At 63.6% G+C, this 24913-nt stretch carries 24 protein-coding genes; 8 read left to right on the top strand and 16 right to left on the bottom strand.

The window, feature by feature from the left end; translation table 11 throughout:
• Positions 1 to 183, bottom strand: a 183-nt coding sequence (locus tag NZ993_03905) for a carboxypeptidase-like regulatory domain-containing protein (protein MCS7154937.1), incomplete at its 3' end; no start/stop codon positions are given.
• A 177-nt stretch (positions 184 to 360) separates the two neighbouring features.
• Here NZ993_03905 and NZ993_03910 point away from each other — a divergent pair.
• The gene (locus NZ993_03910) at positions 361 to 1635 is read left to right on the top strand and encodes an HD domain-containing protein (protein ID MCS7154938.1); all 1275 of its coding nucleotides are present in this window, start codon (positions 361 to 363) and stop codon (positions 1633 to 1635) included.
• 12 nt (positions 1636 to 1647) lie between these two features.
• Here the strand turns inward: NZ993_03910 and NZ993_03915 are convergent, their stop codons facing one another.
• The 10 genes from NZ993_03915 to rfbB all read right to left on the bottom strand — a co-directional run bounded on the left by NZ993_03915 (position 1648) and on the right by rfbB (position 9099).
• Complete coding sequence (locus NZ993_03915) at positions 1648 to 2703, bottom strand: deoxyhypusine synthase (GenBank protein MCS7154939.1); 1056 nt, start codon at positions 2701 to 2703, stop codon at positions 1648 to 1650.
• A 113-nt stretch (positions 2704 to 2816) separates the two neighbouring features.
• A complete protein-coding gene (locus NZ993_03920; protein ID MCS7154940.1) occupies positions 2817 to 3458 on the bottom strand; it encodes a hypothetical protein in 642 nt (213 codons plus the stop codon).
• Between the two features lie 18 nt (positions 3459 to 3476).
• Positions 3477 to 4286, bottom strand: a complete 810-nt coding sequence (locus NZ993_03925; protein ID MCS7154941.1) for a class I SAM-dependent methyltransferase — start codon at positions 4284 to 4286, stop codon at positions 3477 to 3479.
• A gap of 7 nt (positions 4287 to 4293) precedes the next feature.
• The gene (locus NZ993_03930; GenBank protein ID MCS7154942.1) at positions 4294 to 4653 is read right to left on the bottom strand and encodes a DCC1-like thiol-disulfide oxidoreductase family protein; all 360 of its coding nucleotides are present in this window, start codon (positions 4651 to 4653) and stop codon (positions 4294 to 4296) included.
• Positions 4635 to 5153, bottom strand: coding sequence for a DUF2480 family protein (locus NZ993_03935; protein MCS7154943.1), 519 nt, complete (start codon positions 5151 to 5153; stop codon positions 4635 to 4637). Before NZ993_03935 ends, NZ993_03930 begins: the two co-directional genes overlap by 19 nt.
• 18 nt (positions 5154 to 5171) lie before the next feature.
• The gene (locus NZ993_03940) at positions 5172 to 5498 is read right to left on the bottom strand and encodes an iron-sulfur cluster assembly accessory protein (protein MCS7154944.1); all 327 of its coding nucleotides are present in this window, start codon (positions 5496 to 5498) and stop codon (positions 5172 to 5174) included.
• Positions 5499 to 5533: 35 nt separating this feature from the next.
• Entirely contained in the window at positions 5534 to 6685 is a 1152-nt protein-coding gene (locus tag NZ993_03945) for a cysteine desulfurase (GenBank protein ID MCS7154945.1), read from the bottom strand.
• Positions 6686 to 6770: 85 nt separating this feature from the next.
• Positions 6771 to 7250, bottom strand: a complete 480-nt coding sequence (locus NZ993_03950; protein MCS7154946.1) for a dTDP-4-dehydrorhamnose 3,5-epimerase family protein — start codon at positions 7248 to 7250, stop codon at positions 6771 to 6773.
• A complete protein-coding gene (locus NZ993_03955) occupies positions 7251 to 8027 on the bottom strand; it encodes a sugar phosphate nucleotidyltransferase (protein ID MCS7154947.1) in 777 nt (258 codons plus the stop codon).
• Positions 8017 to 9099, bottom strand: coding sequence for a dTDP-glucose 4,6-dehydratase (rfbB, locus tag NZ993_03960; GenBank protein MCS7154948.1), 1083 nt, complete (start codon positions 9097 to 9099; stop codon positions 8017 to 8019). The genes NZ993_03955 and rfbB overlap by 11 nt, the downstream gene beginning before the upstream one ends.
• Positions 9100 to 9232: 133 nt before the next feature.
• On the opposite strand from rfbB, the gene NZ993_03965 reads away from it, so the two are divergent.
• Complete coding sequence (locus NZ993_03965) at positions 9233 to 10315, top strand: class I fructose-bisphosphate aldolase (GenBank protein MCS7154949.1); 1083 nt, start codon at positions 9233 to 9235, stop codon at positions 10313 to 10315.
• A gap of 28 nt (positions 10316 to 10343) precedes the next feature.
• Positions 10344 to 11144, top strand: coding sequence for a BtpA/SgcQ family protein (locus NZ993_03970; GenBank protein MCS7154950.1), 801 nt, complete (start codon positions 10344 to 10346; stop codon positions 11142 to 11144).
• Here the strand turns inward: NZ993_03970 and NZ993_03975 are convergent.
• The 4 genes from NZ993_03975 to fusA form a co-directional block, all read right to left on the bottom strand.
• Complete coding sequence (locus NZ993_03975) at positions 11135 to 11803, bottom strand: serine/threonine protein phosphatase (protein ID MCS7154951.1); 669 nt, start codon at positions 11801 to 11803, stop codon at positions 11135 to 11137. The two genes, NZ993_03970 and NZ993_03975, sit on opposite strands and share 10 nt — an antisense overlap.
• Positions 11800 to 12270, bottom strand: a complete 471-nt coding sequence (gene nusB, locus NZ993_03980) for a transcription antitermination factor NusB (GenBank protein ID MCS7154952.1) — start codon at positions 12268 to 12270, stop codon at positions 11800 to 11802. The genes NZ993_03975 and nusB overlap by 4 nt, the downstream gene beginning before the upstream one ends.
• 37 nt (positions 12271 to 12307) lie before the next feature.
• Complete coding sequence (locus NZ993_03985) at positions 12308 to 13426, bottom strand: NAD(P)-binding domain-containing protein (protein MCS7154953.1); 1119 nt, start codon at positions 13424 to 13426, stop codon at positions 12308 to 12310.
• 234 nt (positions 13427 to 13660) lie between these two features.
• A complete protein-coding gene (fusA, locus tag NZ993_03990) occupies positions 13661 to 15799 on the bottom strand; it encodes an elongation factor G (GenBank protein ID MCS7154954.1) in 2139 nt (712 codons plus the stop codon).
• A 151-nt stretch (positions 15800 to 15950) separates the two neighbouring features.
• On the opposite strand from fusA, the gene metG reads away from it, so the two are divergent.
• From metG to NZ993_04010, 4 genes are read left to right on the top strand one after another with little or no spacing between them, the layout of a single operon-like run.
• Positions 15951 to 18002 carry a methionine--tRNA ligase gene (gene metG / locus NZ993_03995; GenBank protein ID MCS7154955.1) on the top strand — a complete coding sequence of 684 codons (2052 nt, stop codon included), beginning with the start codon at positions 15951 to 15953 and terminating at the stop codon, positions 18000 to 18002.
• On the top strand, positions 18002 to 18475 hold the full coding sequence (locus NZ993_04000; GenBank protein MCS7154956.1) for a hypothetical protein: 474 nt from the start codon (positions 18002 to 18004) through the stop codon (positions 18473 to 18475). Before metG ends, NZ993_04000 begins: the two co-directional genes overlap by 1 nt.
• 7 nt (positions 18476 to 18482) lie before the next feature.
• Positions 18483 to 20711 carry a TonB-dependent receptor gene (locus NZ993_04005; GenBank protein MCS7154957.1) on the top strand — a complete coding sequence of 743 codons (2229 nt, stop codon included), beginning with the start codon at positions 18483 to 18485 and terminating at the stop codon, positions 20709 to 20711.
• A 19-nt stretch (positions 20712 to 20730) separates the two neighbouring features.
• On the top strand, positions 20731 to 22629 hold the full coding sequence (locus tag NZ993_04010; protein ID MCS7154958.1) for a M23 family metallopeptidase: 1899 nt from the start codon (positions 20731 to 20733) through the stop codon (positions 22627 to 22629).
• Here NZ993_04010 and NZ993_04015 read toward each other — a convergent pair.
• Positions 22626 to 24182, bottom strand: a complete 1557-nt coding sequence (locus NZ993_04015) for a response regulator (protein ID MCS7154959.1) — start codon at positions 24180 to 24182, stop codon at positions 22626 to 22628. The two genes, NZ993_04010 and NZ993_04015, sit on opposite strands and share 4 nt — an antisense overlap.
• Positions 24183 to 24250: 68 nt before the next feature.
• Between NZ993_04015 and NZ993_04020 the strand changes: the two genes are divergently transcribed.
• A complete protein-coding gene (locus NZ993_04020; protein ID MCS7154960.1) occupies positions 24251 to 24910 on the top strand; it encodes an MBL fold metallo-hydrolase in 660 nt (219 codons plus the stop codon).
• Positions 24911 to 24913: the final 3 nt, after the last annotated feature.

Consider the following 24913-nt stretch of genomic DNA (forward strand, 5'->3'; position numbering starts at 1 on the left):
ACGATAATTGCCGTTCACATCGGCCGTGGCGCCCAACGTGAGCGCCTCAATGAAAACGTTCGCCCCCGGCAAAGGCTCGTTGTTCACATCCCGCACCGAACCCCGAATCACCAAGTTCTGCGCCATGAGCCCTAGGGGCCATAAGCAGAGAAACATCCACAGCAGCGTAGCGCGACGTGGCATGTGCTCTCCTCCTATGCTGATGTTGCGATGCGTGAGGGACTTTTCCCCCTAGGGGGATCTAGCCGACCCCGCGTCACGGAGCATAATACAATATGAACGATCGTTTGTCAAGCCCGACTTTTATCTCCGCGGGGCAAGGGCCCCGCGACAGGGGTCAGCTGCATAAGTTTGTGCGATATGCCGACAGTTCAGGGATCCGCTATGAGCCGCTACAAGCTATCGGCTGACCCCGTGCACGGGTTCATCAGCATTCCCCGGGGCCGGGTGCTAGAATACGTCGATCATCCGTACACGCAGCGCTTAAGGCGCATCCGCCAGCTGGGCCTGGGCTTTCTGGTCTTCCCAGGAGCCGAACACAGCCGGTTTCAGCACGCCCTGGGCGCGATGGCGCTCATGCAAGAGGCCCTGCAGACGTTGCAGGAGAAGGGAACCGAGATTAGCCCCCCGGAGCATGAGGCGGCGCTTCTGGCGGCGCTGCTACATGATCTAGGCCATGGGCCGTTTTCGCATGTGCTGGAGGCCGTGCTGCTGCCGGGGTTTTCGCATGAACGGCTCACCCGGGCTCTTTTGGAACGCCTGGCTCTTCGGGATCCAGAGCTCAGGCTCACGATCGCCATCTTCACGGGCGCCTACTCGCGGCGCTTCCTGCACCAGCTCGTCTCCAGCCAGCTGGACATGGACCGGTTGGACTACTTGCGCCGGGACTCCTTCTACACCGGCGTGGCCGAGGGGGTGATCGGCGTAGAACGGATCATCAAGACGATGCGGGTGGAGGCCGAGGAGCTCGTCATCGAGCAAAAGGGCGTATACGCGCTTGAGAACTACATCATCGCCCGGCGTCTTATGTACTGGCAGGTGTACCTGCACAAGACCGTGCTGGCCGCCGACAAGCTGCTTTTGGCCCTCCTGGAGCGGGCCCGCAGGCTGGCCTCGGAGCACGGGTCCGCGCTGGAGGGGCTTTCGCCGGCGCTACGCTTCTTCCTGGAGCGACCCCCGCAAGAGCTATCCGAGGAAGTCCTGGAGGCCTTCGTGCAACTGGACGATGCGGACGTGCTGGGGGCCGTTAAACGCTGGGCATTGGGACGGGAGCCCGTACTGCGGGATCTGGCCCGGAGGCTTTTGGAACGCCGCCTATTTCGAACGATCTTCTTGGATCACCCGCCCACGGAGGCGGAACTAGCCCGCTGGCGCGAGGCCGTTCGAAGGTGGCTCAGAACGAAAGGGCTACCCGATGACTCCGACACGGTGTCGGCTTACTTGCAGTTGGACAACTCCCGGAACAGCGCCTATCAGCTCGGACACGAGGGTATATGGGTCTGGTATCCCGACGGCCGACGGGTGGAATTTTCCCGTGCCACGGACACGCCCGCGATCGAGGTTCTAGCCCATCCCGTAGTCAAGCACTACGTTTGCCTGCCCAAGGAGGTGGCCAGCGATGTGGGCCTGCTGTGAACCGAGGCCGAATTACGAGCGGGCCGTCAACTCGGCCGAGGCCAACCACTCCTGCCAGCGCCGGCGGGGCCGCTCTCGCCAAGCCCCTTTGCGCCAAGCGTAGTTCACCAAAAGCGGCATGGCCAAAGTAGCCTCGGCGAAGACCATCTGCTCATATGTTGTGGCCACCTTGCCCCAGGAGCTGGCCTCCTTGAGCGTGGAGCCCGATAGCCCGCCGTCGCGCTCATCGGCCACCGTGATCTGCACGGCGTACTTGTGCATGGGGGCCTCTGCGCCGAGGATGTCGGCCGCCACGACAACGTCCTGAGCGAAGTTCTTAGGCGCGCCGCCCCCGATCATGAGCAGGCCTGTTTCGCGTGCCGCGATTTTCAGCTGCGTTAGCTCCCGAAAATCCGCCGCCGAATCGATCGTCACATGCTGCTCCGGCCGCTGCGTTTGGTGGTAGACGAGCCCAAAGCCCGCTGAGCAATCCGAAAAGGCGGGCACGAAGATGGGCACCCCGTACCGATAGGCGGCATACACGACGGAGTCTTCCACCTTAGGCCCTCCTTGGGCCTCTAGATATCGGCCCATCTCGTAGAGGAACTCGCGGGACGAATACGGCCGGGGTTCAAGTTGATCGGCGATCCGCGCGATCGTAAAATCGCACTCCCGCAACTCGTCTTCGTCGATGTATGTATCGTAGATCCGGTCGATGTGCAGAGCGCGCAGTTCCTCGTCGTCCACCCAAGGGCTTCCTTTGTAGTGCCGAAAGCCCAGAGCCTCAAAGAAGTCTTGATCGACCATGATCGCGCCCGTAGAGACGATCGCGTCGACCATGTTGTAGCGGATCATGTCATAGACGAGCCGCTTTAGGCCGGCGCTAAAAAGCGATCCGGCCAAGGTCAGGATCACCGTGCAGTCGGTATCCCGGAGCATCTGCTCGTAGATCTTGGCGGCTCGGGCCAGGTTGCGGGCCTGAAAGGCCATGTGTTCCATGGCCTCTATTAGAGGCACCGCATCGAAGGTGCTCATGTCCAGATGTCGAATCGGCTCCCGCAGATAATCGGCCTTGGTTCGCTGCGGCATGCTCACTCTCCCGCCCGAAAATGTTAGAGGGGGCGAGGCCTATATCCTCGTCCCCTGCAAGCGAAAGTCGCAGATCTTTATATGCCCCGGTCCTTAGGGAGGTTCCCCCGGTTTTAGCGGCTCTGCCGCAGCAGGCCCCCCAGCTCCCGCGCCAGCCGCCGCGCCGCAGCCCGCAGCGCGTAGCGCTGCTCGTAGTCCGGGCTCGTAAAAAAGCCGGATAGGGAGAAATGGTTTTGCGCAAAGGCGCTTCCCATCCACAGCACGTTGCCCCCAGGGAGCGCGTAAAGGCGCAGGCCGAGGCCGGCATATTGGCGGGCCTCAAGCCCTTGGGTTTGGGTACGGATCTCCTGCACCGGACGCCCTTTCTCGTAGACGCGCGTGACGGTCTCGATGGGAACGGATTCCAGACGCTGCCCCTGTGTGAGCAGCTGCACGTGCGCAAGGGCCTCAAAGCCCTGCGCCTTTAGGTGCTCCAGAAGGGACTCCTGAGTCCACGTCCGCGTAGGCGGGGCCACCTCAAGAGCTAAGAGGGCCTCAAGACCTGCTCGGCTGAGCTCCTCTGCTGTGGCCCGCTCTACGCTTTGGCGCCAGGCCAGATCCTGCAGATCCGCCAGCACCACGACGCGCTTGGGGGGCGTAGCCTCCCGATATGCGGGATCCACGTAGGAGCTTACGCGCACGCTGGTGCATCCAAACCCTCCCACCAGGAGCAGCCCCACGACTGCGGCATTCGCAAGGCGAGTGTGAATGGGCATCTGTCTATCCCTCCGTTCTTAAGGGTCCTCCCATCCGAAACGCACGCGCATGCCGCGTTTGTCCGGCTCGAAACGCAGCCAAAAGCGATCGGCGCGGCGCCAAGTCCACACATACGACCAATTCGGGCACTCTCCGGCACGGCAGATGGGCAGCTCATCGTGCAGGACTTCCATCGCGAAGAACACCACCTCCCCTTCAAGTCCCTCCAGGTTGCCATGAATATAGGAGAGGGTTTCGCCAAAGCGCCACCGGCAGAGCTGGCGCTGTGGCCGCAGACCCCTTTCAGCAAAAAGGCCTGAGACGAGCAGCCCGTCGAGCCGACTGAGCACGTCCAGAGACACGGTGCGATCGGCTATGAGCGCGGCCCGCACGGTCCCCACAAGCAGCCGCCCCCCGTTGGGCAAAACCAGCCGAGGCCGAATCGGCAGCTGGGAGAGCACATGCAGGTCCTCGTCGTACAGCAGCTGTCCGTATAGGTCGTGTACGAGCACGTCGATGGGTTCAGGCGCTTCGAAGTCCCGCAGGTCGGCCCGCAGAACGCGCACCTGGGGAAAAGCCCGCAGCCGCTCGCGGGCCAGCCCATACAGCAAGGGGTTGGACTCGACCGCGTACACGCGCCGAGCGCCCAAACGGGCCAGGTAGGCGCTAAAGATCCCCAGCCCGCAGCCGGCCTCCAGGCAGACGGCCCCTCGGATGCGATCCCTGTGTCGGCGCAGCAGGCGCTTGTAGGCCCACTCGCGACGGCGATCGTCGTAGATGCTGATAAACGTCAGAAAGTCGTCGTACTCGGCAAACCGCTTCGGAGGCAGGTAATTGAGGATGTCCATGGGACCCCTACAGGGGGCATTCGCACTGCGGTGCGGCACGACCCAGCCGGTATCGACGACGGGCGATGAACCGATAGAGGGCATCGCGCCAAGGTCGGGGGATCCAGCGACCTAGGGAGAAGACGCGCCACGGCCAGGGCAAAAGCCCCAGAACCCGGAAGACCGCCTCAGAGGCCGTCCATCGATGGCCCGCAAAGCGCACGATAAGGCTAGACATCTTAGCCTGTTCTGCGGGGGCCAAAGTGGAGATCGGAACGAAGCGAAACCGCCCCGGCGCGCGGCGCTCTAGCCACCGGCGAAAGCTTGAGCACAACGCGCAGCCATCGTCGTAGAACACCTCGGCGATCTTTAGCGGGGGCGTCTCCATAGGGGCACGGCGGAGCAGGGTTCCCCGTAGAGGAGTTTATCGCAGACCGCAAGCAGCCGTTGGGTGGCCTCTACGTAGGCAGAGGCGGGCACATGGGGGCTGGCGCAGCCCCGGAGCACGACCTTGCGCCCGGCGTACTGGGCCCAATCCACCTGGGCCAGGGCGCGCACGTAGTAGTCGCGCAGCAGCTCCTCGCGAGAGCCCAGGCAGATCGAGCGCGCGTAGGGGGCCAGATGCGCGCACAAAAGCGGGTAGGCCCACTGCGGCACGATGGCCGCTGTGGAGCAGTACAGGTGCACGTGATGGCCCGCATATTGGTTCCAGTCGTGCGCGGCCAGGGCCTGGCGAAACTCCCGCTCCCGTAATAAGAGCCCCATGTGCAGGAAGTCCCGCAGGTCTATGCCCGTAATAGGGGCCCCATCGAAGAGCGCCTCCAGGTCGAAGACGAGCAGCCCCGAGCGGGCCACGCGGTTTTGCGGTTCGGGCTCTAGGCGCGGCAAGGCGTCCCTCCCGCTTTTTTAGACGGCGAAGGACTCTCCACAGGCGCAGGTGCGGGCTGCGTTGGGGTTTCGGAAGTGAAAGCCCTTGCCCTCTAGCCCGTCGGAGAAGTCCAGCTCGGATCCGGCCAAGTACAGGAAGCTGCGAAAATCGACAAAAAGCCGAATCCCCTTGTCCTCGAACACCTGATCGTCGGGGCCCGCTGCGCACTCGAATTCCAGCTGATAGGTCAGCCCAGCGCATCCGCCGCCGATGATACGGACCCGAACGCCGTACTCGGGCCCCTTGCCCTCTTTTTCCCGGATCCTGCGGATCTGGGCTGCGGCGCGCTCGCTAACGGTGATCATGTCCCCAGGACCTCGTCTTTTGAAGGACCGGTTTTTTACACCGAAGCCGCCGCAGCAAGTTCCGGCACCACGGCCGCAAAGCGGGCCTGGGCGAAGGCGATCTCCTCCGGCGTCGTAAAACGGCCCAAGCTGATCCGTATGGACTCGGTGGCCTCTTTTCCCGAAAGCCCCATCGCGCGCAGCACGTGACTGGGCAAGGAAAGGCCCGATGAACAGGCCGAACCCGTGGAGAAGGCCAGTTCGGGAAGAGCTCGAGCCAGTTGATCGTTGCGTATCCCCGGAAAACGGACGTTGAGCACGTGCGCAAGCCGGGGCTCGCGCGCCCCGTTGCGCTGCGCCCCCAGCGCCAGCAGGGCCTCCTCTAGCTGGTCGCGTAGCGCGCACAGTCGCATCGCTTCGGCCTCCATCTGCAGGCGGGCGATCTGGGCCGCATAGCCTAATCCGACGATGGCCGGGGTGTTGGGCGTGCCGCTTCGCAGCCCGCCTTCATGCCCGCCGCCGTGCAAGAGCGGTTCAATGCGGATCCCGCGCCGAACGTACAGAAAGCCCGCCCCCTTGGGGGCGTAGAACTTGTGCCCCGAGGCGGCCAGCAAGTCCACGCCCGTGCGCCGAACGTCGACGGGGATTTTGCCCACGGCTTGCGTGGCGTCCGTAAGCACGTACAAGCCGCGCGCGTGGGCGATCCGGACCACGTCCGCGATCGGGTAGATAAGCCCCGTTTCGTTGTTGGCCCACATGACAGCCACGAACAAGGTCTCAGGCCGCAGGGCGGCCTCCAGGGCTTGCAGATCGACATGCCCCTGCCGATCCACCCCCAGCACGGTCAGGGACCAGCCTTGGCGTTCCAGCCAGCGGCAGGCCTCTAGCACGGCCTTGTGCTCGGTGGCGATCGTAACGCAGTGCCGGCGCTCCGGATGCGCCCAGGCCAATCCCTTAATGGCCCAGTTTACGGCTTCTGTGGCCCCGGCCGTAAAGCAGATCTCCGCGGGATCGGCGTTGATGAGCTCCGCCACCTGGGCGCGCGCCCGCTCTATCGCCTCGGCGGCTACACGACCGAGGCGGTGCAGCCGGCTTGCGGGGTTGCCGAAATGCTCGCAGAAGTAGGGCCGCATGGCCTCCCAGACGCGGCTGTCGACGGGCGTGGTGGCGTTGTAGTCCAGGTACACAAGACAGTCCGCGTTGGCCATCTGGATCCCCCTTGTAAGTTGGGGTGAGCCTCTCCTTGCTCACAAAATAGGGCTTAGATGGGCCGAATACAACTAGGGACGGGGCTTAGTCCATTCGAAAAGGGCTCTCGGGATCGAGCTCATGCCGGATTTCATCGACCGGCTCGCTTCGACCCCAGCCTCGGTATAGGCGATTGGGACAGTTGATGATGAGGCCGTCTACAGATCCCACATTTCGGTAACCGTGCACCACACCCGGGGGCACGAAAAAGGCCAGCGGACGGCTTGCGCCGGCCAGCCAACGTTCCTGTTGTCCGTAGGCGGGCGATTCCGGCCGGTTATCCCAGAGCCGCACCTCGAAGTTGGAGGGCCCCGGAAAGCAGAACAGGTCCGCCTGCTCCCGGTGCTCGTGCGGCCCTCGGGCCACACCCGGACGGGTCACGGAAACGTAGGCCATCACGGGATAGGCGGCCGGATCGGCGAGCTCATCTTGCCGGAAGAGCTCCATGAGCCAGCCGCGCTCGTCTTCATATCGCACAAGCTCCCAGACGCGCACCCCGGGAATGCGCGAACGCAGCTGCCGCATTTACGTTTCCCGCCCTTCGGATTGGCGTGCGTAGTAGGCCCAAAGCTCGGCGTCGTTCATGCGACCGGAGACGAGCTCGTTGGCCAGGTAGTAGGACTCGAAGGTGCCCGCGTCCGTCCACCACCCCTCCAGCACATCGTAGGTAAGCTCTCCCCACCGAATATAGGCGTTGTTGACGTCGGTGATCTCTAGCTCTCCGCGGGCGCTGGGCTTAAGGCCCCGGATGACGTCGAAGACGCGCGAGTCGTAAAAGTAGATGCCCGTAACGCAGAAGGAGGACTTGGGCGCAAGGGGCTTTTCCTCGATGCCCAGTATGCGGCCATCCGGGCCCAGTTCCGGCACCCCGTATCGGCTGGGGTCCGGCACCCGTTTGATCAAAATCTTGGCCCCCGAGGGCTGCATCCGATACCGCTCCGCGTAGGGCGCTAAGGAGGCCTCGAAGATGTTATCGCCTAGGATCACGACCATGCGGCTTGTTCCCACAAAGCCCTCGGCCAGCCCGAGCGCTTGCGCGATGCCGCCAGGCTCATCCTGCACCTTGTACGTAAAACGGCAGCCGAACTCCCGACCGCTGCCCAGCAGCTGCACCACGTCGCCCATGTGTTCGGTTCCGGTGACGATCAGGATGTCCTCGATGCCGATCTCCCGAAGCTTCTCGATCGGGTAATAGATCATGGGCTTGCGGCCGACGGGCAGCAGGTGCTTGTTCGTGACCTTGGTCAGGGGATACAGCCGAGAACCTGTGCCGCCGGCCAGGACGATACCCTTAAGCTCCATAGGCTCTTCCCTCGGCGATGCGTTGGGCGTATTGACGCGCGTAGTATTCGCGGTAGGCTCCGCTGGTTACGCGCTCTAGCCAATCCTGGTTGGCCAGATACCAACGGATAGTCTCCCGAAGCGCCTCCGCAAACGCATAACGCGGCCGCCAGCCCAGCTCCCGCTCCAGCTTGCTCGGATCGATTGCGTAACGCCGATCATGCCCGGGCCGATCGGGCACAAAGCGAATCAGAGAGCGGCCCATACCCGGCGGACGGCCCAGTTCCGCATCGAGCAAATCGCAGAGCAGCTCCACAAGGTCGCGATTGCGCCACTCGTTGCGCGCCCCCACGTTGTAGGTTTGCCCCACGCGGCCGGCGTGGTAGATCAGCTCGATGGCCGCTACGTGGTCGCGCACGTAGATCCAATCCCGCACGTTTTCGCCGCTTCCGTAGATGGGCAGGGGCTCAAGCCGGATCAAGTTACGGATCATAAGCGGAATGAGCTTCTCCGGAAACTGGTACGGACCGAAGTTGTTGGAGCAGTTCGAGATCACCACCGGAAGCCCGTACGTATGATGCCAAGCCCGCACCAGATGGTCGCTAGCGGCCTTGGAGGCCGCATAGGGGCTCGTAGGCCGGTAGGGGCTTTCCTCGGTAAAATAGCCTGTCGGCCCCAGGGAGCCATAGACCTCATCGGTTGAGATGTGATAGAAGCGCACTTCGTTCTCGGAGCGCCCTTCCCAATGCCGCTGGGCCACCTTGAGGAGCGTGAGCGTGCCCAGAACGTTCGTGTGCAAAAAGGCGTCGGGCTCTAAAATCGAACGATCTACGTGCGATTCGGCCGCCAGATGGATGACGCCGGTTAGGCCGAAGTCCCGGAAAAGCCGATCGATGAGCTCAGCATCCGCCACGTCGCCTCGGACGAAGACGTAGTTGGGGGCTGATTCTATGGGGCGCAGGTTCTCCAGGTTGCCTGCGTAGGTGAGCTTGTCGAGGTTCACAAACAGATAATCCGGATACCGGGGTACGAGCTCAAGCAAAAGGTTGGAGCCGATAAAGCCCGCACCACCGGTAACGAGAATACGTCGCATAGGGGGCTCCCGTCTCCCGGGCGTGTGCTATTTACGCACGTCCGAGCCTGGCTGTCCAGTCGAACTTGGCAGTTTCGCGCGTAGGGTCTATTTTTGGGCTGTAGAAACCGACGCAGAAAGGGAGGTTTAGGTCATGTCGACGCTTGAAGTGCGCACCGACACGCTAGACGGCATCGTCCAGCTGCTGGGCGATCAGGCTGAGTATTTGCTAGGGCATGTCTGTCAGACGGTTCCCAAGGAGATGCTGCATCTGCCCGGACCGGACTTCGTGGATCGGGTTTGGGCCAACTCGGATCGCAACAACCGCGTCCTGCGCAGCCTGCAGGCGCTTTTCGGGCATGGCAGGCTAGCGGGCACCGGATATCTGTCGATTTTGCCTGTAGACCAAGGGGTAGAGCATTCCGGCGGCGCCTCTTTTGCCCCCAATCCCCTGTACTTTGACCCCGAGAACATCATACGCCTGGCCCTTGAGGGCGGCTGCAACGCGGTGGCCTCCACTTTTGGGGTGCTCGGCGCCGTGGCGCGCCAATACGCGCACAAGATCCCCTTTATCGTGAAGATCAATCACAACGAGCTGCTTACCTATCCCAACAAGTACGATCAGATCCTCTTTGGCACGGTCGAGCAGGCCTATGAAATGGGCGCTGTGGCCGTGGGGGCGACCGTTTACTTCGGCTCCGAGGAATCAAGCCGCCAGATTCAAGAGATCGCGGAGGTCTTCGCCTACGCGCACGAGCTCGGCATGGCCACGGTTTTGTGGTGCTATCTGCGCAATGCGGCCTTCAAAAAAGACGGGATCGACTATCACACGGCGGCCGATCTGACCGGACAGGCCAATCACCTGGGCGCCACGCTGCAGGCGGATATCATCAAGCAAAAGCTGCCCACGACCAACGGCGGCTATACGGCACTCAACTTCGGCCGCACGCACAAAAAAGTCTACGAGGCGCTCACCTCTGAGCACCCAATCGACCTGTGCCGCTATCAGGTGGTGAACAATTACATGGGCCGCGTGGGGCTTATCAACTCCGGCGGGGAATCCAAGGGGGCAAGCGATCTAGCGGAGGCGGTTTGGACGGCCGTCGTCAACAAGCGCGCTGGCGGCATGGGCTTGATCTCGGGCCGCAAGGCCTTCCAACGCCCCATGGAGGAGGGCATCCGGCTTCTGCACGCGATCCAGGACGTGTACCTGAATCCCGAAATCACCGTGGCCTAGGGTGACGCACGCAGAACAAGCGCGGCCCGTGCTGGGGCTGGAGCGCCCGGTCTTCGGCATGGTGCACCTGAAACCGCTTCCCGGAAGCCCCCGCTACGGAGGGTCCGTGGCGGCCATCCTGGAGGCCGCGCTGCAAGACGCCGAGGCGCTCATCACAGGCGGCGTCGACGGGCTAATGGTCGAGAACTTCGGCGATATCCCCTTTCTCAAGTCCCAGATTCCGCCCGAGGCGCTTGCCGTGATGCGGGAGGTGCTGCGCGCCTTAAGGGAACGCTTTTCCTGCCCGATTGGGGTGAACGTGCTGCGCAACGACGCGCTGGCCGCCTTGGAGCTGGCCACCGCCTGCGGAGCGCAGTTTATTCGGGTCAACGTCTACGTGGGCGCCCGCCTGACCGATCAGGGCCTGATCGAGGGGTGCGCGGCCCATGTGCAACGCCGCAAAGCCGAACTGGGCAGCCCGGTGCAGATCTTCGCGGACGTGAACGTAAAACACTCCGTTCCCATCGGCCCCTATGGCGTCGAGCAAGAAGCCCAAGACGCGGCCGAACGCGGGCTGGCCGACGCTTTGTTGGTTACGGGCACGGCTACGGGACAAGCGGCGGAGCTAGCCGAACTGCGACGCGTACGAGAATCCACATCCCGGCCTGTGCTCGTCGGCAGCGGCCTTAGCCCTGAGAACTTGCCGCACTTCTTCCCCCAAGCCGACGGCTTTATTGTGGGCACCTGCTTTAAGCGTGGCCGACGTCCGGAGGCCCCCGTCGAGGTGGAGCGGGTGGCGCACTTTATGGAGGTGATTGCTCGTCTGCGACGGCTGTACGCTCAGCCCTGATAGGGCACCTGCACCAGGCGCCGCTCGGGCAGATACAAGCCCGTAAGCCGACCCAGTCCGGGCACGGCCGCGTACACGCAGCCCGTATCGAGACCGATGCGCCGCTCCTCTAATAAGGGCTCCGGAAGCGGTGTGTGCCCGAATACAACCGGCTTTTCCCAGACCAGCGCCTCATGGGGGACCTTTAGATGCTCTCGCGACCACAGCCAGAGCTCCGGATCGGGGTTTTCCAGATGCCATGCGATGGATCGCTCTGGACGCAGGCCCCCATGGACAAAAAAGTACTCGGCCGTATCGTAGTACAGTCGCGTGCGGCCCACCAGATCGATATGAGCCTCGGGGAAGTACAGTCGGCCGTAGCGGGCTTGATAGGAGCGCCAGGTGGACTCCGCGCCGTTGAGCCCCCACAGCACCGGATCGCCGTCTTGCCAGTACTCGAGCATGAGTTGTTCGTGGTTGCCCCTTAAGAGCACTAGATCCGGCCGCTGACGCTCTAAGTCCGCGAGAAACTCCAACACACCGGCCGGATCGGGGCCACGGTCGATGTAATCCCCCAGAAAGACCAGCACGCGATCCGGCTCCGGCTGGGCCCGATCTAAGAGGGCTTTGAGCGTCCGCAGGCAACCATGCACGTCGCCAATGACGAAGTATTTATTCATTCCGGAGAGGTCTCAATAAGCCCCCGACCCGTTTTGCGCAGCTGGCCCGTGGTGCGCAACTCCTCCAGAATGCTATCCAGGACACCATTAACGAATCGGTGGCTTTCCTCCGTACTGAAGCGCTTGACTAGCTCGATAGCCTCGTCCAGGGAGACCTTGGGGGGAATATCCTCGAAATAGAGCAACTCCGCGATCGCCATACGCAACGCAACGCGGTCGATGACGGCGATGCGCTCCAAATCCCAGTTCGTCGCATGCCGGCTGATGTAGCGGTCCAGCACCTCCAGGTGCTCAAGAACGCGCCGATAAAGCCTCTGGGCAAACTCGAGCCCTATCGGATCATGCTGAAGACGGGAGGCGATGAGGTCTTGGTAAACGTAGACGGGATCCTGGCGACCCACCTCGTAGGCGTATAGCGCCTGTAGGACGAGTTCCCGCAACGCGTGACGATCTAAGAGTTCTGGCATGCCGCATCCCGCTACCCAAAGGGAGGGCACAGATAGCCTAACGGCAGCAGCGCCGCCATGGGCCCGGACGGCTGCCGAAGTCCCCCTGGCCCGTGTAGAGGTGCTTAATTGCGCCCACCCGTCGCAAGCGCTCCTCGGCCAATCGGTTGGCTGCCTCGTGGGTGGCGATGCGCTCTCGTTTGGCTAGTTCGATAACCTGGCGGACGATGTCGTAGATCCCCCGGGCCTGTTCTAAAGCCCGCTCTCGGTTGTAGCCCTCCAGTTCGTTGGCCACATTGATGAGCCCGCCGGCGTTGATGACGTAGTCGGGCGCGTACAAAATGCGCCGTTCCATGAGCATGCGGCCGTGCAGGTCTTCGTCGGCCAGCTGGTTATTGGCCGCGCCGGCGATGATGGTGAAGCGAAAGCGGGGGATGGTCTCCGAGTTGACCACTCCACCCAGCGCGCAAGGGCTGAAGATATCCGCCGGCACGTCGTAGATGGCCTCTGGCGGCACAGCCTCGGCTTTGATCTCCTTGAGCAGCTCTTGGATACGCTCCTCGTAGAGGTCTGTTACGTACAGTTTGGCCCCCTCTTTGGCCAGATGCCGGCACAAATGCAGCCCCACATGTCCGAGTCCTTGCACGGCCACGGAGCGACCCGCCAGGGAATCGGTTCCGAAGACCTCCTTTACGCAGGCCTTCATGCCCACGTACACGCCCAAGGCCGTAACCGGCGAAGGGTCCCCGGATCCGCCAAGGGCGCGGCTGATGCCCGTGACGTAGCGGGTCTCCATGCGCACGTATTCCATGTCCTGGACGCTTGTGCCCACGTCCTCGGCCGTAATGTAGCGGCCGCCCAGCCCCTCGATGAAGCGGCCGTAGGCCCGAAAGAGGGCCTCGGATTTATCCGTCTTGGGGTTCCCGATGATCACGGCCTTACCACCCCCCAGGTTGAGACCGGCGACGGCAGCCTTATACGTCATGGCACGCGAAAGACGCAGCACGTCCCGCAGCGCGTCCAGGTCCGAGGCGTAGGTCCACATCCGGGTGCCCCCTAAGGCGGGTCCCAAGGTGGTGTTGTGGATGGCGATGATGGCCCGAAGCCCGACCTCGGGAGCGGAGCAAAAGACGACCTGCTCGTGCTCCTGGGCTTCTATGAGGTTAAAGAGGGTCAACTCGGTCTCGGTCTGGGGGCTATAGCGCACTTCCGTCATGCTTGCTCCAGTCGTGTAGTACAAGGGAACGGGGGTGTCCCACCATTGGCGCTGCGAAAATACACTACCCCCTCGGGTGTACGCTACCTCAACCTGAGCTCCACCGGACGCCTTCTTGTAGGAGGCCCTAATAAGAACTGGGGACGCCTTGTGGGCGTCCCCTGCATCTGTCCGAGGCAAGAAAAACACACAACCCTAAGCGTCCTCGAGCACCATCTCTTCGCGGGCCTCGGCGATGAGCTTTTCCTGTAGCTCTCGGGGCACGGGTTCGTAATGGCTTAAAGCCGCCCGATGCACGCCTCGGCCCTGCGTGAGGGAGCGCAGGGCGCTGGCGTACTTGTACAGCTCGGCCAGTGGCACCTTGGCCCGAACGCGCTGCAGATGCCCATCGGGCTCCATGCCCAGAATCTTGCCCCTACGCGTGGACAAGTCCCCGATTACGTCGCCCATATAGGCCTCCGGCGTCCACACCTCCACATCGTAGATGGGCTCCAGCAGAATCGGCTGCGCCTCCAGAAAGCCCTGCTTGAAGGCCATGCGTGCGGCGGTCTTAAAGGCGGCCTCGTTAGAGTCGACCGGATGCATGAGCCCGCCGTGTACGGCTACGCGCACATCTACGACGGGATAGCCGGTCAGCGGCCCGCGCTCCATGATCTCCATGATGCCCTTCAGAATAGCGGGCATAAACTTGGCGTCGATGGCGCCACCCACGATGGCGTTCGTGAAAAGCAACTTGCCCCCCCACTTGAGCTCCAGTAGCTGCTCTTCGCGCACCGTAATGTCCGGCGGATAGGGGGCGCCCTCCTGGTAGGGGTCGATCAGGAAATGCACCTCGGCGAACTGCCCGGCGCCGCCGGTCTGCTTCTTGTGCCGGTACTGCGTGCGCACGGACTTGCGGATCGTCTCCCGATACGGCACGCGGGGCTTTACGAGCTCCACCTCTAGACCAAAGCGCGCGCGCAGCCGGTCCTGCGCCACAATAAGCTGCATCTCCCCTTGACCTTCCAGGAGCAGCTGCCGGAGCTCGTGATCATGCCGAAAAATCAGCGTGGGGTCTTCTTCGTGCAGCTGGTGCAGGGCTTGGGCCATCTTCTCCTCATCGCCTTTGCCCCGGCTGCGAATGGCCACTGTAATGCGCGGCTCCGGCAAGGGAGTGGGCGGGATGCCCCAGTCGACGGTCTTGTCACGGAGCGTATGGCCGGTGCGCGTATTCTTGAGCTTGACCACGGCCCCGAGATCGCCCACAAGCAGGCGGGGGACCTCCTCGCGGCGCCGGCCGTTCATAACGTACAGAGCGCCCAAGCGCTCCACGGCCCCGTTCTGATGGTTGACCAGATCCATGCCGGGCTCCACCGTGCCCGAGTAGACGCGGAAAAAGGCGTACTCGCCCATCTTGGGCTCGATCATGGACTTGAAGACATACAGCACAACCGGCCCCGACGGATCCGCAACCAGCCTCCGGCCCTGCTCCAAAAGCGGAGGGGGCACCTCCTGGGGCGAGGGGGCCACTTGTTGCAAAAACTCCACCAGCGGCCCCACGCCGATCGCGCTGGAGGCGGCAGTGCAGAAAACAGGAAACAGAGAGCGCTCCAGCAGCTCATGGCGCATGCCCGCGCTCAGCTCTTCGAACGTGAGCTCACCCTTCTCGAAGTAGCGCTCCAGAAGCGCATCGTCGTGTTCGGCCACGTTCTCTACGAGCTCCCTGTGCAACGCCTCGGCCCGCTCGGCTAGCGCCTGAGGGATCGGCTCCACCCGAACCGGATCGGGCTTTCCGGGCTCGAACACAAGCAACTTCATGCGCAGCACATCGACGATTTGCCGAAAACCCGGCCCCTCTTGTACGGGGAACTGCATCGCCGTTACCGCCCGCCCTAGGCGCTGGCGAAGCATCGATACAGTTTGCTCAAAGCGCGCATGCTCCTTGTCCAGTTGGTTGAGGACAATCACCACAGGCTTCTGCTGACGTTCCAGCTCACGCCAAACGTTCTCGGCGCCCACCTCCAGCCCCTCGACCGCGTTGATGACAAGCAGCGCCGTGTCGGCTACCCTGAGCGCCCCCAGTTGCTCGCCCAAGAAATCCGGATACCCAGGGGTGTCAAGCAGGTTGAGCTTGTACCCACCTCGCTCCGCATGCAGCATCGAGGTGAAGATCGAGAACTTGCGCTGCACCTCGGCCTCATCGAAGTCCGCCGTCGTGTTGCCCTCTGGCACGCTACCCATCCGGGCGATAGCGCCGCAGGCGAATAGCATGGCCTCGGCCAGCGTGGTTTTGCCCGAACCCGCATGGCCCACCAATACGAGGTTGCGCACCCGCTGGGGATCGTAGACCGGCATATGCACCTCCTTGCCCAATTGCTCTTGAGCCCGACCCGAGACCGGTCGGGAGGGGTCAATATAGGGGGCGGCTCATTATTGTCAAGTCTCCGGTTGCTCGGGCCCCAATGGAGCCGCTAAATTCTGCCACTACGAATCCGCTCCATACCGTATGGCTGATCGCATCCTGATCACCGCTGCCCTTCCGTACGCGAACGGCCCCCTGCATATTGGGCATCTAGCGGGCGCCTATCTGCCGGCCGACATGTTTGCGCGCTACCAGCGCCGGCGGGGCCGCGAGGTGCTCTTCATATGCGGCTCCGACGAACACGGGGTGCCCATCACGCTCAGAGCCGATCGCGAGGGGGTCTCGCCCCGCGAAGTGATCGACCGATATCATGTGCTCATCCGCGATACGTTTGCGGCCTTCGGCATCGCCTTCGATCACTACAGCCGCACCTCCTCGGCCCTGCACCATCGCGTTGCGCAGGAGTTTTTCCTAACCCTACACCGAAAGGGGGTATTGCGGCAAAAGACCGAAGCACAGCTTTACGACGAGCAGAAGGGCATGTTCCTGCCCGACCGCTACGTGGTGGGCACCTGCCCAGTCTGCGGCTTTGAGCAGGCCTACGGAGACCAGTGCGAGCGTTGCGGCTCGACGTTGAGTCCGCTTGAGCTGCGCAACCCGCGCAGCATGCTGACGGGCTCCACCCCCGTGTTGCGCCAGACCACGCACTGGTACTTCCCGTTGAGCCGATATCAGGAGGCGCTCGAAAAGTGGCTGGCCAGCAAAACCTACTGGAAGCCCAACGTATTGGGGCAGTGCCGATCCTGGCTGGAGGCGGGGCTACAGGACCGGGCCGTCACACGCGATCTCAGCTGGGGAGTGCCCGTGCCCCTGCCGGATCACCAGGGCAAGGTGCTCTACGTCTGGTTTGAGGCCCCGATCGGGTACATCTCCGCCACACAGGAGTGGGCTCAGCGCATTGGGGACCCGGACCGGTGGCGGCGCTACTGGATGGACCCCCAGACGCGACTGGTGCACTTCATCGGAAAGGACAACATCGTCTTCCACTGCCTTATTTTCCCCGCCATGCTCATGGCCCACGGGGGCTATGTGCTGCCGGACAACGTGCCGGCCAACGAGTTTCTCAACCTCGAGGGCCAAAAGATCTCCACCAGCCGCAACTGGGCCGTTTGGCTGCACGAGTACCTAGAGGAGTTCGAGCCAGACCTGCTGCGCTACGTGCTGGCCGCGACGATGCCCGAGACCAAGGATGCGGACTTTTCCTGGCGCGAATTTCAAGCCCGCGTAAACGGCGAACTGGCGGACGTGCTGGGCAACTTCATTCATCGCACGCTCACGTTCGCGGCCCGTTTCTTCGAGGGCCGGGTTCCGGAGCTGCGCGAGCCGAGCCCCCGGGATACGGCCATGTTGCTGAGCCTACTGGAATATCCGGAGCGGATCGGAGCGCTGTATGAGTCGTTTCGCTTCCGGGAGGCGGTCTTCGAGACGCTCGCCCTGGCCCGCATGGGCAACAAATACTTCAACGACACCACCCCGTGGGCCACGCACACGACCGATCCACAGGCCTGCGCCAACACGATCTTCGTAAGCCTGCAGGTGTGCGCGGCTCTGGCCGTGCTCCTGGAGCCCGTGCTGCCGTTTACCGCCGAGCGCATGCGGCGCATTCTGCGCCTAGATTCAGGGGCGTTGCGCTGGGAGGCCGCCTCGCGGCCCCTGCTGGAGCCTGGCCACAGGCTGGGCGAGCCCGAGGTACTGTTTCGCAAAATCTCCGATGCGGACATCGAACGCCAACTTGCCCGCCTACACGCTATGCAGCAGACCAGACAAGCCGACACCGGATCGGCCTCACCGGCCCAGCTTGTACCCCTAAAATCGGAGCCGATCAGCTACGAGGAGTTCTCGCGCCTGGATCTGCGCGTGGGCACGGTGCTGGAGGCCGAACGCGTGCCCAAAGCGGATAGGCTCTTGCGTCTTGTGGTGGACCTAGGCCTGGAGCGGCGTCAGGTGATCGCCGGGATCGCCGAACAATACGACCCGGAGGCGCTCATCGGCCGCAAGGTGATCGTGGTGGCCAACCTAGCCCCCCGCAAGCTGCGCGGCTTGGAATCACAGGGCATGATCCTCGTGGCCGAAAACGCCGACGGCAGGCTGGAGCTGCTGACCACGGAGGCGGAAAACGGAGCAGTGGTGCGCTGATGCGCCGTATCATCGGAGCGGGCCTCTGCGCCCTTGTGGCCTTCAGCTGCGATCACGGCATTAGCCCGCCCCCGCCGCCGGAATACGGGGCCATTCGGGGTTCGGTGCGGGTGCGCTCCCCATGGCCCCCTCGGGACTCCGTGCGCGATCTGCGCTTTGTGGCCTTCCGGATCCTGCCCCGCGACACCGCCGATTTTCTCAACCTCAACAACTTCATCTACAGCCCCTCGCTGCTGAGCTACTTCGGAGCGGATTCGTTCGCGTTTTTCGTCGACTCCGTGCCGGCCGGCTTGTACCTCTACTCGGGCATCGCCCAGCGGTTCGGCCCGGGCCTGTTGGATTGGCGGCCGGTGGGCTTGTACGCCGATGATCCGGCCGCGCCGAAAGCCTTCCGCGTCGAAGGCGGCCTTGTGAGGCGGGACATCCAGATCACGGTGGATTTTTACCGACGTCCCCCCTTTCCACCCCGATAGCATCACGATGCGCGCCGCCGCCCTGATACTGCTCTGCTGGACCTTGCGCGCCTGGGCGCAACAGCCGGCCTACGGGGTCCTCGAGGGGGTGGTGCGCACGGCCTCGGGTGAACCCCTGCCGGGCGCGAACGTCTTGCTAGAGGGCACGCTGTGGGGCGCGGCCGCTCGGGCGGACGGCAGCTTCCGCATCGAACGCGTTCCGGCGGGCCGCTATACGGTGCGCGTCTCCATGGTGGGCTATGAGACCTATCAGCGCCTGGTGGAGATCCGCCCCGGAGAGGTGGTGCGGCTGGAAGTGCAGCTGCGGGAGCGCGTCTATCAGAGCCCCGATGTAGTCGTAACGGCCACGCGCCGCGAACAGCGCCTGCTAGAGGCCCCGATTAGCGTGAGCCTGCTGGCCCTGCGGGATCTAGAGGCGCGCAACGCGCTCAAGCTCGATGAGGCCCTGCGCTATGTGCCCGGGGTATACCTGACGGAAAACCAGATCAACATCCGGGGTTCAAGCGGCTTCAGCTACGGCGTCGGCAGCCGCGTGGCCGTGCTCTTCGACGGCATCGCCCTGCAGGCCCTGGATCGCGGGGAGACCTCCTTTGACGCCTTTCCCCTGGATCAGGTCGAGCGCATCGAGGTCGTAAAGGGAGCCGGTTCGGCTCTTTACGGCTCCTCCGCCCTAGGGGGCGTGGTGAACCTGATTACGCGCACGCCCTCGGATGCACCCCAAACGACGGCGCGCCTTTACGTGGGGGCTTATGAGCCTGTGCGCTACGCGGAATGGAAACAAGCCTGGCCGGGGGCGCGCCGGTTTCGCTTCTTCTCCGGGCTTGTGCTCGGCCACAGCCACCGGCCCCGTCCCGAGTTCGGCTACTGGGCCTCGCTTACGGTGCAACGCGACGAGGGGTTCCGCAAGGACAACGACGAGTTCCGGCTTCGGGCCTACGGCCGACTCACCGGCCGGTGGGGGCCACGCTGGAAATGGGACCTTTACGGCTCGGCCATCCGCAGCCAGGCGCGGACCTTCTACTTCTGGGACAACGCCCGCAACGCCCTAGTCTACGAAACCGATCGGGCCACGGGGGGCAACAACCACAACCGCACCGTGCAGAGTAGCCTCATACCCGTGCTCACCTGGCTGCCCAACGCCAGAACCTTCCACCTGCTGCGCCTGCGCTACTACTTCAACTGGGTCACGCCTTTGAACTCGCCCGATCCGGCGCGCCGGGACTCCAACGCGACCCGACTGCACGTGCTCGGCTTCGATGAGCAGAGCACCTGGCAACCGGAGCGACTGGGCACCCTGACGGCCGGCCTGAGCGGCGAGGTGGGCTTTGTGCGATCAGGTTTTTATCGGGGCCAGGAGGGCCTCCGATTCCGCACCCAACCGAATCTGGCCGCCTTTCTGCAGTGGGAGCTGCCGGAGCTTGGCCCTGCGCTCAAACCCACTTTCGGGATCCGCCTGGACTGGTACCCTACGGGGGAGCTCACGTATACGCGCCTCAGCCCCAAAGCTTCCCTCGTGTGGACAGCCTCAACGGCCTTGGCCCTGCGGGCCTCTTACGGACATGGCTTTCGAGTCCCCTCGATTGCGGAGCGTTACGTAAAAGATGAGGGCTTCCTTCCGCTGGCCCCCAACCCTCGGTTGCGACCCGAACGGAGCCTCTCCTGGGAACTCGGAGCCCGCTGGACCCCCGCCCCCTGGCTGCAGGCCGATCTGGCCGGCTTTTGGAACGTGTACCGCGACCTCATCGAAGCCCGGTTTCAACGGGGGCTTGCCGGGCTGCGCGGCGGAGCCTTCCAGTTTCAAAACGTCACGCAGGCCCGTATTCGGGGCCTGGAGGCGGAGCTTGAGGCCTCCCCCCGAACCTGGCTGCGCACGCGCCTGGGCTATACGTACATGGACCCCGTGGACCGGTCCGGGCCCATCGAGCAAGCGCTGGCCTTCCGATCCCGCCATCTGCTCCTCTGGACGCTCGAAGCCGAAAGCAAGCCCTGGAGCCTGGGGATGGACTTCCGATACCTGAGCAAAATGGAGCGCGTGGACGCCGAGTTCGCCCGCTTCGTGGAGGACGTACAGGTGATCGTGCCCATCCGCGTCCTGGACCTGCGCCTGGGCTATGGCCGAGGGCCCTGGACGATGAACCTGATCGTGCGCAACGCCCTCGAATACTACTACGTGGAGCGGCCCGCTCTGCTGGCGCCGCCGCGCAACTATGTCGTGCAGGTCCGCCTGCGGCGGTAGGCCCCCCTGTTAGCACACCATGCGGATGCGTATTGCGGCTCTGTTTTTACTTCTTGCCAGCGCAGACCTATACGCCCAATCCCTGCTGTGGCCCACCGACGCCAGCCGGCTGCTGGGATCCGGGTTTGGCTCGGACCGGGAAAACCGTTTCCATATGGGCATCGACATCCGCACCAATCGGCACACAGGGTATCCGGTCTACGCCATAGCCGACGGTTACGTCGACTCCGTGGCCGTAAGCCCGTACGGTTACGGTAAGGTGCTCTACATCACGCATCCTGACGGCTACCGCTCCGTGTACGCGCACCTGGAGCGGTTCGCCGGGGAGTTGGATTCGCTGGTGGCGCGCCTGCAGCGGCAGAGCTGGAGCTACCGGGTGGCGCGCAAACTCCCCCCTTACGCCTTCCCGGTCCGGGCCGGTCAGGTGATCGCCTACTCCGGGGATACGGGATCGGGCCCCCCGCATCTGCACCTGGAGTATCGCGCCCCCGGGGATGTGGCCGTTGACCCGTTGCGCTACGGGCTAGGCGGCGTGCGCGACCGCATGCCGCCGGTCTTCTACAGGCTGGCTGTGCTACCGCTTTCGGACTCCTCGCGCGTGATGGGGACGACGGAACCATACGTTTGGACGCTGCGCAGAAGCCGTTTTGCTCCGATTCGCCCTGCTCCGCCGCTGCGCGTACAGGGGGCCGTGGGGCTGGCCGTGGAGGTCATCGACTACATGGAGCATTCCGGATATCGGTTGGCCGTTCCGGAACTGGAGCTCTGGGTGGAGGGCCGGCGGGTTTTCGCCCGCAACCTCCATCAGATCCCCTACCGCCATCAGGCGGCTTATGATCTGGATCGCGACTACGGATTGCGCGTGCGCACAGGCCGTCCGTTTGTGCGCCTGTGGCGGCATCCGGCCAACCCGCTTGCGGCTTACGTGGGCACGGGCGTGCTCCGGTTGCCCCCGGGCAGACATCGGTTGCGCATCATCGCCCGCGACGTCTGGGGAAACGAAAGCGCGCTTGAGGGCCTGCTGGAAGTCGCCGATCCCATCCCTCCGGAGGTCCCCCCGGCGGACTGGGGGGCTCGGACGCTCCGGCCGCAAACGGGCCCCGGTCCGCTCATAGAGGCGACAGAGCAGGAGCTAGCCTGGATCACGCTTCCGGAGGCGAGCCCTGCGCTTGTGGTCGTATACGCCGACTCCAGCCGACGCCTGTACCGACCGACCAACGGGCGGGCGCTACTGCGCTGGCCCGTTCATCCGAGGCCCGTAGCCCTGGAGTGGACGACCCTAGATGGCGAACGCCGCCGACTGGACCTGCGGCTGTTTCCGGTTCCGGCTCAGCGCGAGCTCACGATTCCAAGCTTTGAAGGCCAGGGGTGGGTGCGCTTTTTCCGGCCCTCCCTGTTCGGAGAAGGCTTAATCGGGCTGCACAGCGCAGAGCCCAATGAGCTGCTGGTGGAGTTTCCCACACCGCTTCTGGCGGACTCCTTCCAGGTCATCCTACGGCCCGAGGGAGCCGCAGCAGGTGATCGGAGTTGGGGCCTATACCGTCAGGTGGGATCGGGCTGGCGCTACGTGGGCTCCCGCTGGGAGGGAGAAACGCTTGTGGCGGCCAGCTCGCTTCCGGGCCGCTTCCGGGCCATGCGCGACACCCTGCCCCCGCAGGTCCGCTTCCGCCCTCCTCCTAGAGCGAGCGCGCAGCCCCTGCTTGTACGCATCTGGGATGAACGCTCCGGGATCGACGACAGGGCCCTAGGCCTCTGGATCAACGGAAGACGCCAGATCCCCGTGTACGACCCCGAAGCCGGGGGGATCCGGCTTCCGCCCCCGAGGGAATGGCCGCCGGGCCGGCATGAGATCCGCGTGCGCATCTCGGATCGGGCGGGCAATACGGTGGAACGGACTTTCGGCTACAGCCGCCCCTAAGGCCCGCGTGGCTCCAGAACGGCCACCGGCAGGAGCATCTCCTCCAGAGACACCCCGCCGTGCTGAAAGGTGTCGTAGTACTGCTGCTGATACCGGTGGTACTGCGTCGGATACACGAAGTAGTAGTCCTCTTTGGCCAAGATGTAGTTCGTGTTGACACCGCGCCGGGGCAGCCGGTACGTGAAAGGATCCTTAACGAAGATGGCGTGTTTCGGGTCGCATTTGAGGTTGCGGCCGTACTTGTAGCGGAGGCTTGTGCTCGTGTCCCGGTCCCCGATGACCTTTGTGTCGCGCAGGGCGCGCACGGCCCCGTGATCGGTCGTGATCACCAGATGCACCTTCTGCTCGGCAAGCCACCGCAAGAGCTCATAGAGCCAGGAGTGCTCCAGCCACGTGCGCGTCAGATTCCGATAGGCGCGCTCATCCGGCAGGAGCTCGCGCAGCACGTTCGAATCGGCCCGGCTGTGGGCCAGGATGTCCAAAAAGTTCACCACAACCGCGGCCAGTTCCCCCTGTAACAGCGCGGAGGCCTGTTGCAGGAGGCTTTTGCCCTCGGCGGAGCTCAGGACCTTCTCATAGCGTGCGCGCACCCCTATGCGCAGCCGCTTGAGCTGATCCTCCAGGAGCGCGTCTTCGCGGCGGTTTTGGCTCCATTCGTCCTCTTCGGCGCTCCGCCAAAAATCCGGAAACCGACGTTCGATGTCGGCCGGAAAAAGACCGGAAAAGAGCGCGTTTCGCGCATAAGGCGTGGCCGTGGGTAGAATGCCCAGATAGAGCTCCCGCTGAATGCGAAAGTACGGTTGCAAAAGCTCCTCGAAAACGAGCCACTGATCGTAGCGCAGGCAATCGATCACAAACCACACCACGGGCCAGCCCCGACCAAGCAGGGGCGCAACCCAGCGCCGCAGCACATCCGGAGACATGGGAGGGCGTCTGTCCGAATCCGCATGCACCCACTCCGGATAGACCCGCTCTATAAAGCGCCCGAAGGCTCGGTTGGCCTCTGCGCGTTGCTCCTCCAGCACCTGTCGAAGAGCCTCGTCTCCGTGCTCCAGCTCCAGATCGCGGCGCACCAGACGTTGGTATAGCTCCGCCCAGGCGGCAAAGGAGTCGGCCTCTTCAATAGCCGCGCTTAACTCGGCGAACTCCTGCCGATACGAGAAGAGCACCCGCTCCTGCTGCAGCCGATGCCGCTCCAGAAGGCGTTTGCAGACAAGCAGCAGCTGGTTGGGGTTGACGGGCTTGATGAGGTAATCGGCGATCTGCGCCCCGATGGCGGCGTCCATGAGATGCTCTTCTTCGCTCTTCGTGACCATCACGACCGGAACACCCGGCCGGCGGCGCTTGATCTCCTCCAGCGTTCTTAGCCCCCCCCATCCGGGCATCTGCTCATCGAGCAGGATGAGGTCAAAGGGCTCCTGTTCTACGAGCACGACCGCGTCCTGGCCGTTGGAGGCGGTGCGCACGCCGTAGCCCTTGGATTCCAGGAACAAAACGTGCGGCCGCAGCAGTTCGATCTCATCGTCGACCCATAACAGACGCCAACGGTCCATCTTGCGCCTCCGCACCGACTTGTGTCTTCTTCGTCTGAAAGATCGCGCAGGTTTCCGGAGCACGCGATATGCTGCAAGTCGAGGTTTTCACTTACAACCCCTTTGCCGAAAACACCCTGCTCGTCTGGGATGAGACCCGAGAGGCTGTGATCATCGATCCGGGTTGCTGGACAGCCGAAGAACGCAGGCGTCTGCTCGGCCGGATCCAGGAGCTAGGCCTGCGGCCCGTGCGCCTGCTCAATACGCATGGGCACTTAGACCACGTGCTGGGCAACCGCTTCATCGCCGAAAGCTTCGGCCTGAGCCCGGAGCTGCATCCGGAGGACGCCCCGCTACTGGAGCAGCTGGAGGAGATCGGCCGTCTTTACGGCCTTCAGGTGGAGGCCTCGCCCCCCGTTGGCCGCTGGCTTGCCGAAGGGGAGCATATTTGCTTTGGTCGCACCCGCTGGCAAGTCCTGCACACCCCGGGGCATTCGCCGGGCAGCGTATGCTTTTTCGACCCCGAAAATCAGCTGCTGATCAGTGGCGATGTGCTCTTTCAAGGCAGCATCGGGCGCACGGACCTTTGGCGGGGCTCATACGAGCAGCTTCTGGAGAGCATCGTGCGCAAGCTGCTGCCCTTGGGGGATGCCGTGCGGTTCTATCCCGGACACGGCCCCCCGAGCACAATCGGGGCCGAACGCCGCCACAACCCGTTTATCTTGGAAGCCTTGGCCGCGCTTCGCTAAACG

The organism is Bacteroidota bacterium, from assembly GCA_025059945.1.
Taxonomy (GTDB): Bacteria; Bacteroidota; Rhodothermia; order JANXDC01; family JANXDC01; genus JANXDC01.

Coding starts and splice junctions, on each gene's coding strand:
- NZ993_03910 (MCS7154938.1), top strand. CDS start 361: ATGCCGACAGTTCAGGGATCCGCTATGAGCCGCTACAAGCTATCGGCT.
- NZ993_03915 (MCS7154939.1), bottom strand. CDS start 2,703: ATGCCGCAGCGAACCAAGGCCGATTATCTGCGGGAGCCGATTCGACAT.
- NZ993_03920 (MCS7154940.1), bottom strand. CDS start 3,458: ATGCCCATTCACACTCGCCTTGCGAATGCCGCAGTCGTGGGGCTGCTC.
- NZ993_03925 (MCS7154941.1), bottom strand. CDS start 4,286: ATGGACATCCTCAATTACCTGCCTCCGAAGCGGTTTGCCGAGTACGAC.
- NZ993_03930 (MCS7154942.1), bottom strand. CDS start 4,653: ATGGAGACGCCCCCGCTAAAGATCGCCGAGGTGTTCTACGACGATGGC.
- NZ993_03940 (MCS7154944.1), bottom strand. CDS start 5,498: ATGATCACCGTTAGCGAGCGCGCCGCAGCCCAGATCCGCAGGATCCGG.
- NZ993_03945 (MCS7154945.1), bottom strand. CDS start 6,685: ATGGCCAACGCGGACTGTCTTGTGTACCTGGACTACAACGCCACCACG.
- NZ993_03950 (MCS7154946.1), bottom strand. CDS start 7,250: ATGCGGCAGCTGCGTTCGCGCATTCCCGGGGTGCGCGTCTGGGAGCTT.
- NZ993_03955 (MCS7154947.1), bottom strand. CDS start 8,027: ATGGAGCTTAAGGGTATCGTCCTGGCCGGCGGCACAGGTTCTCGGCTG.
- rfbB (MCS7154948.1), bottom strand. CDS start 9,099: ATGCGACGTATTCTCGTTACCGGTGGTGCGGGCTTTATCGGCTCCAAC.
- NZ993_03965 (MCS7154949.1), top strand. CDS start 9,233: ATGTCGACGCTTGAAGTGCGCACCGACACGCTAGACGGCATCGTCCAG.
- NZ993_03975 (MCS7154951.1), bottom strand. CDS start 11,803: ATGAATAAATACTTCGTCATTGGCGACGTGCATGGTTGCCTGCGGACG.
- nusB (MCS7154952.1), bottom strand. CDS start 12,270: ATGCCAGAACTCTTAGATCGTCACGCGTTGCGGGAACTCGTCCTACAG.
- fusA (MCS7154954.1), bottom strand. CDS start 15,799: ATGCCGGTCTACGATCCCCAGCGGGTGCGCAACCTCGTATTGGTGGGC.
- metG (MCS7154955.1), top strand. CDS start 15,951: ATGGCTGATCGCATCCTGATCACCGCTGCCCTTCCGTACGCGAACGGC.
- NZ993_04000 (MCS7154956.1), top strand. CDS start 18,002: ATGCGCCGTATCATCGGAGCGGGCCTCTGCGCCCTTGTGGCCTTCAGC.
- NZ993_04005 (MCS7154957.1), top strand. CDS start 18,483: ATGCGCGCCGCCGCCCTGATACTGCTCTGCTGGACCTTGCGCGCCTGG.
- NZ993_04010 (MCS7154958.1), top strand. CDS start 20,731: ATGCGGATGCGTATTGCGGCTCTGTTTTTACTTCTTGCCAGCGCAGAC.
- NZ993_04015 (MCS7154959.1), bottom strand. CDS start 24,182: ATGGACCGTTGGCGTCTGTTATGGGTCGACGATGAGATCGAACTGCTG.
- NZ993_04020 (MCS7154960.1), top strand. CDS start 24,251: ATGCTGCAAGTCGAGGTTTTCACTTACAACCCCTTTGCCGAAAACACC.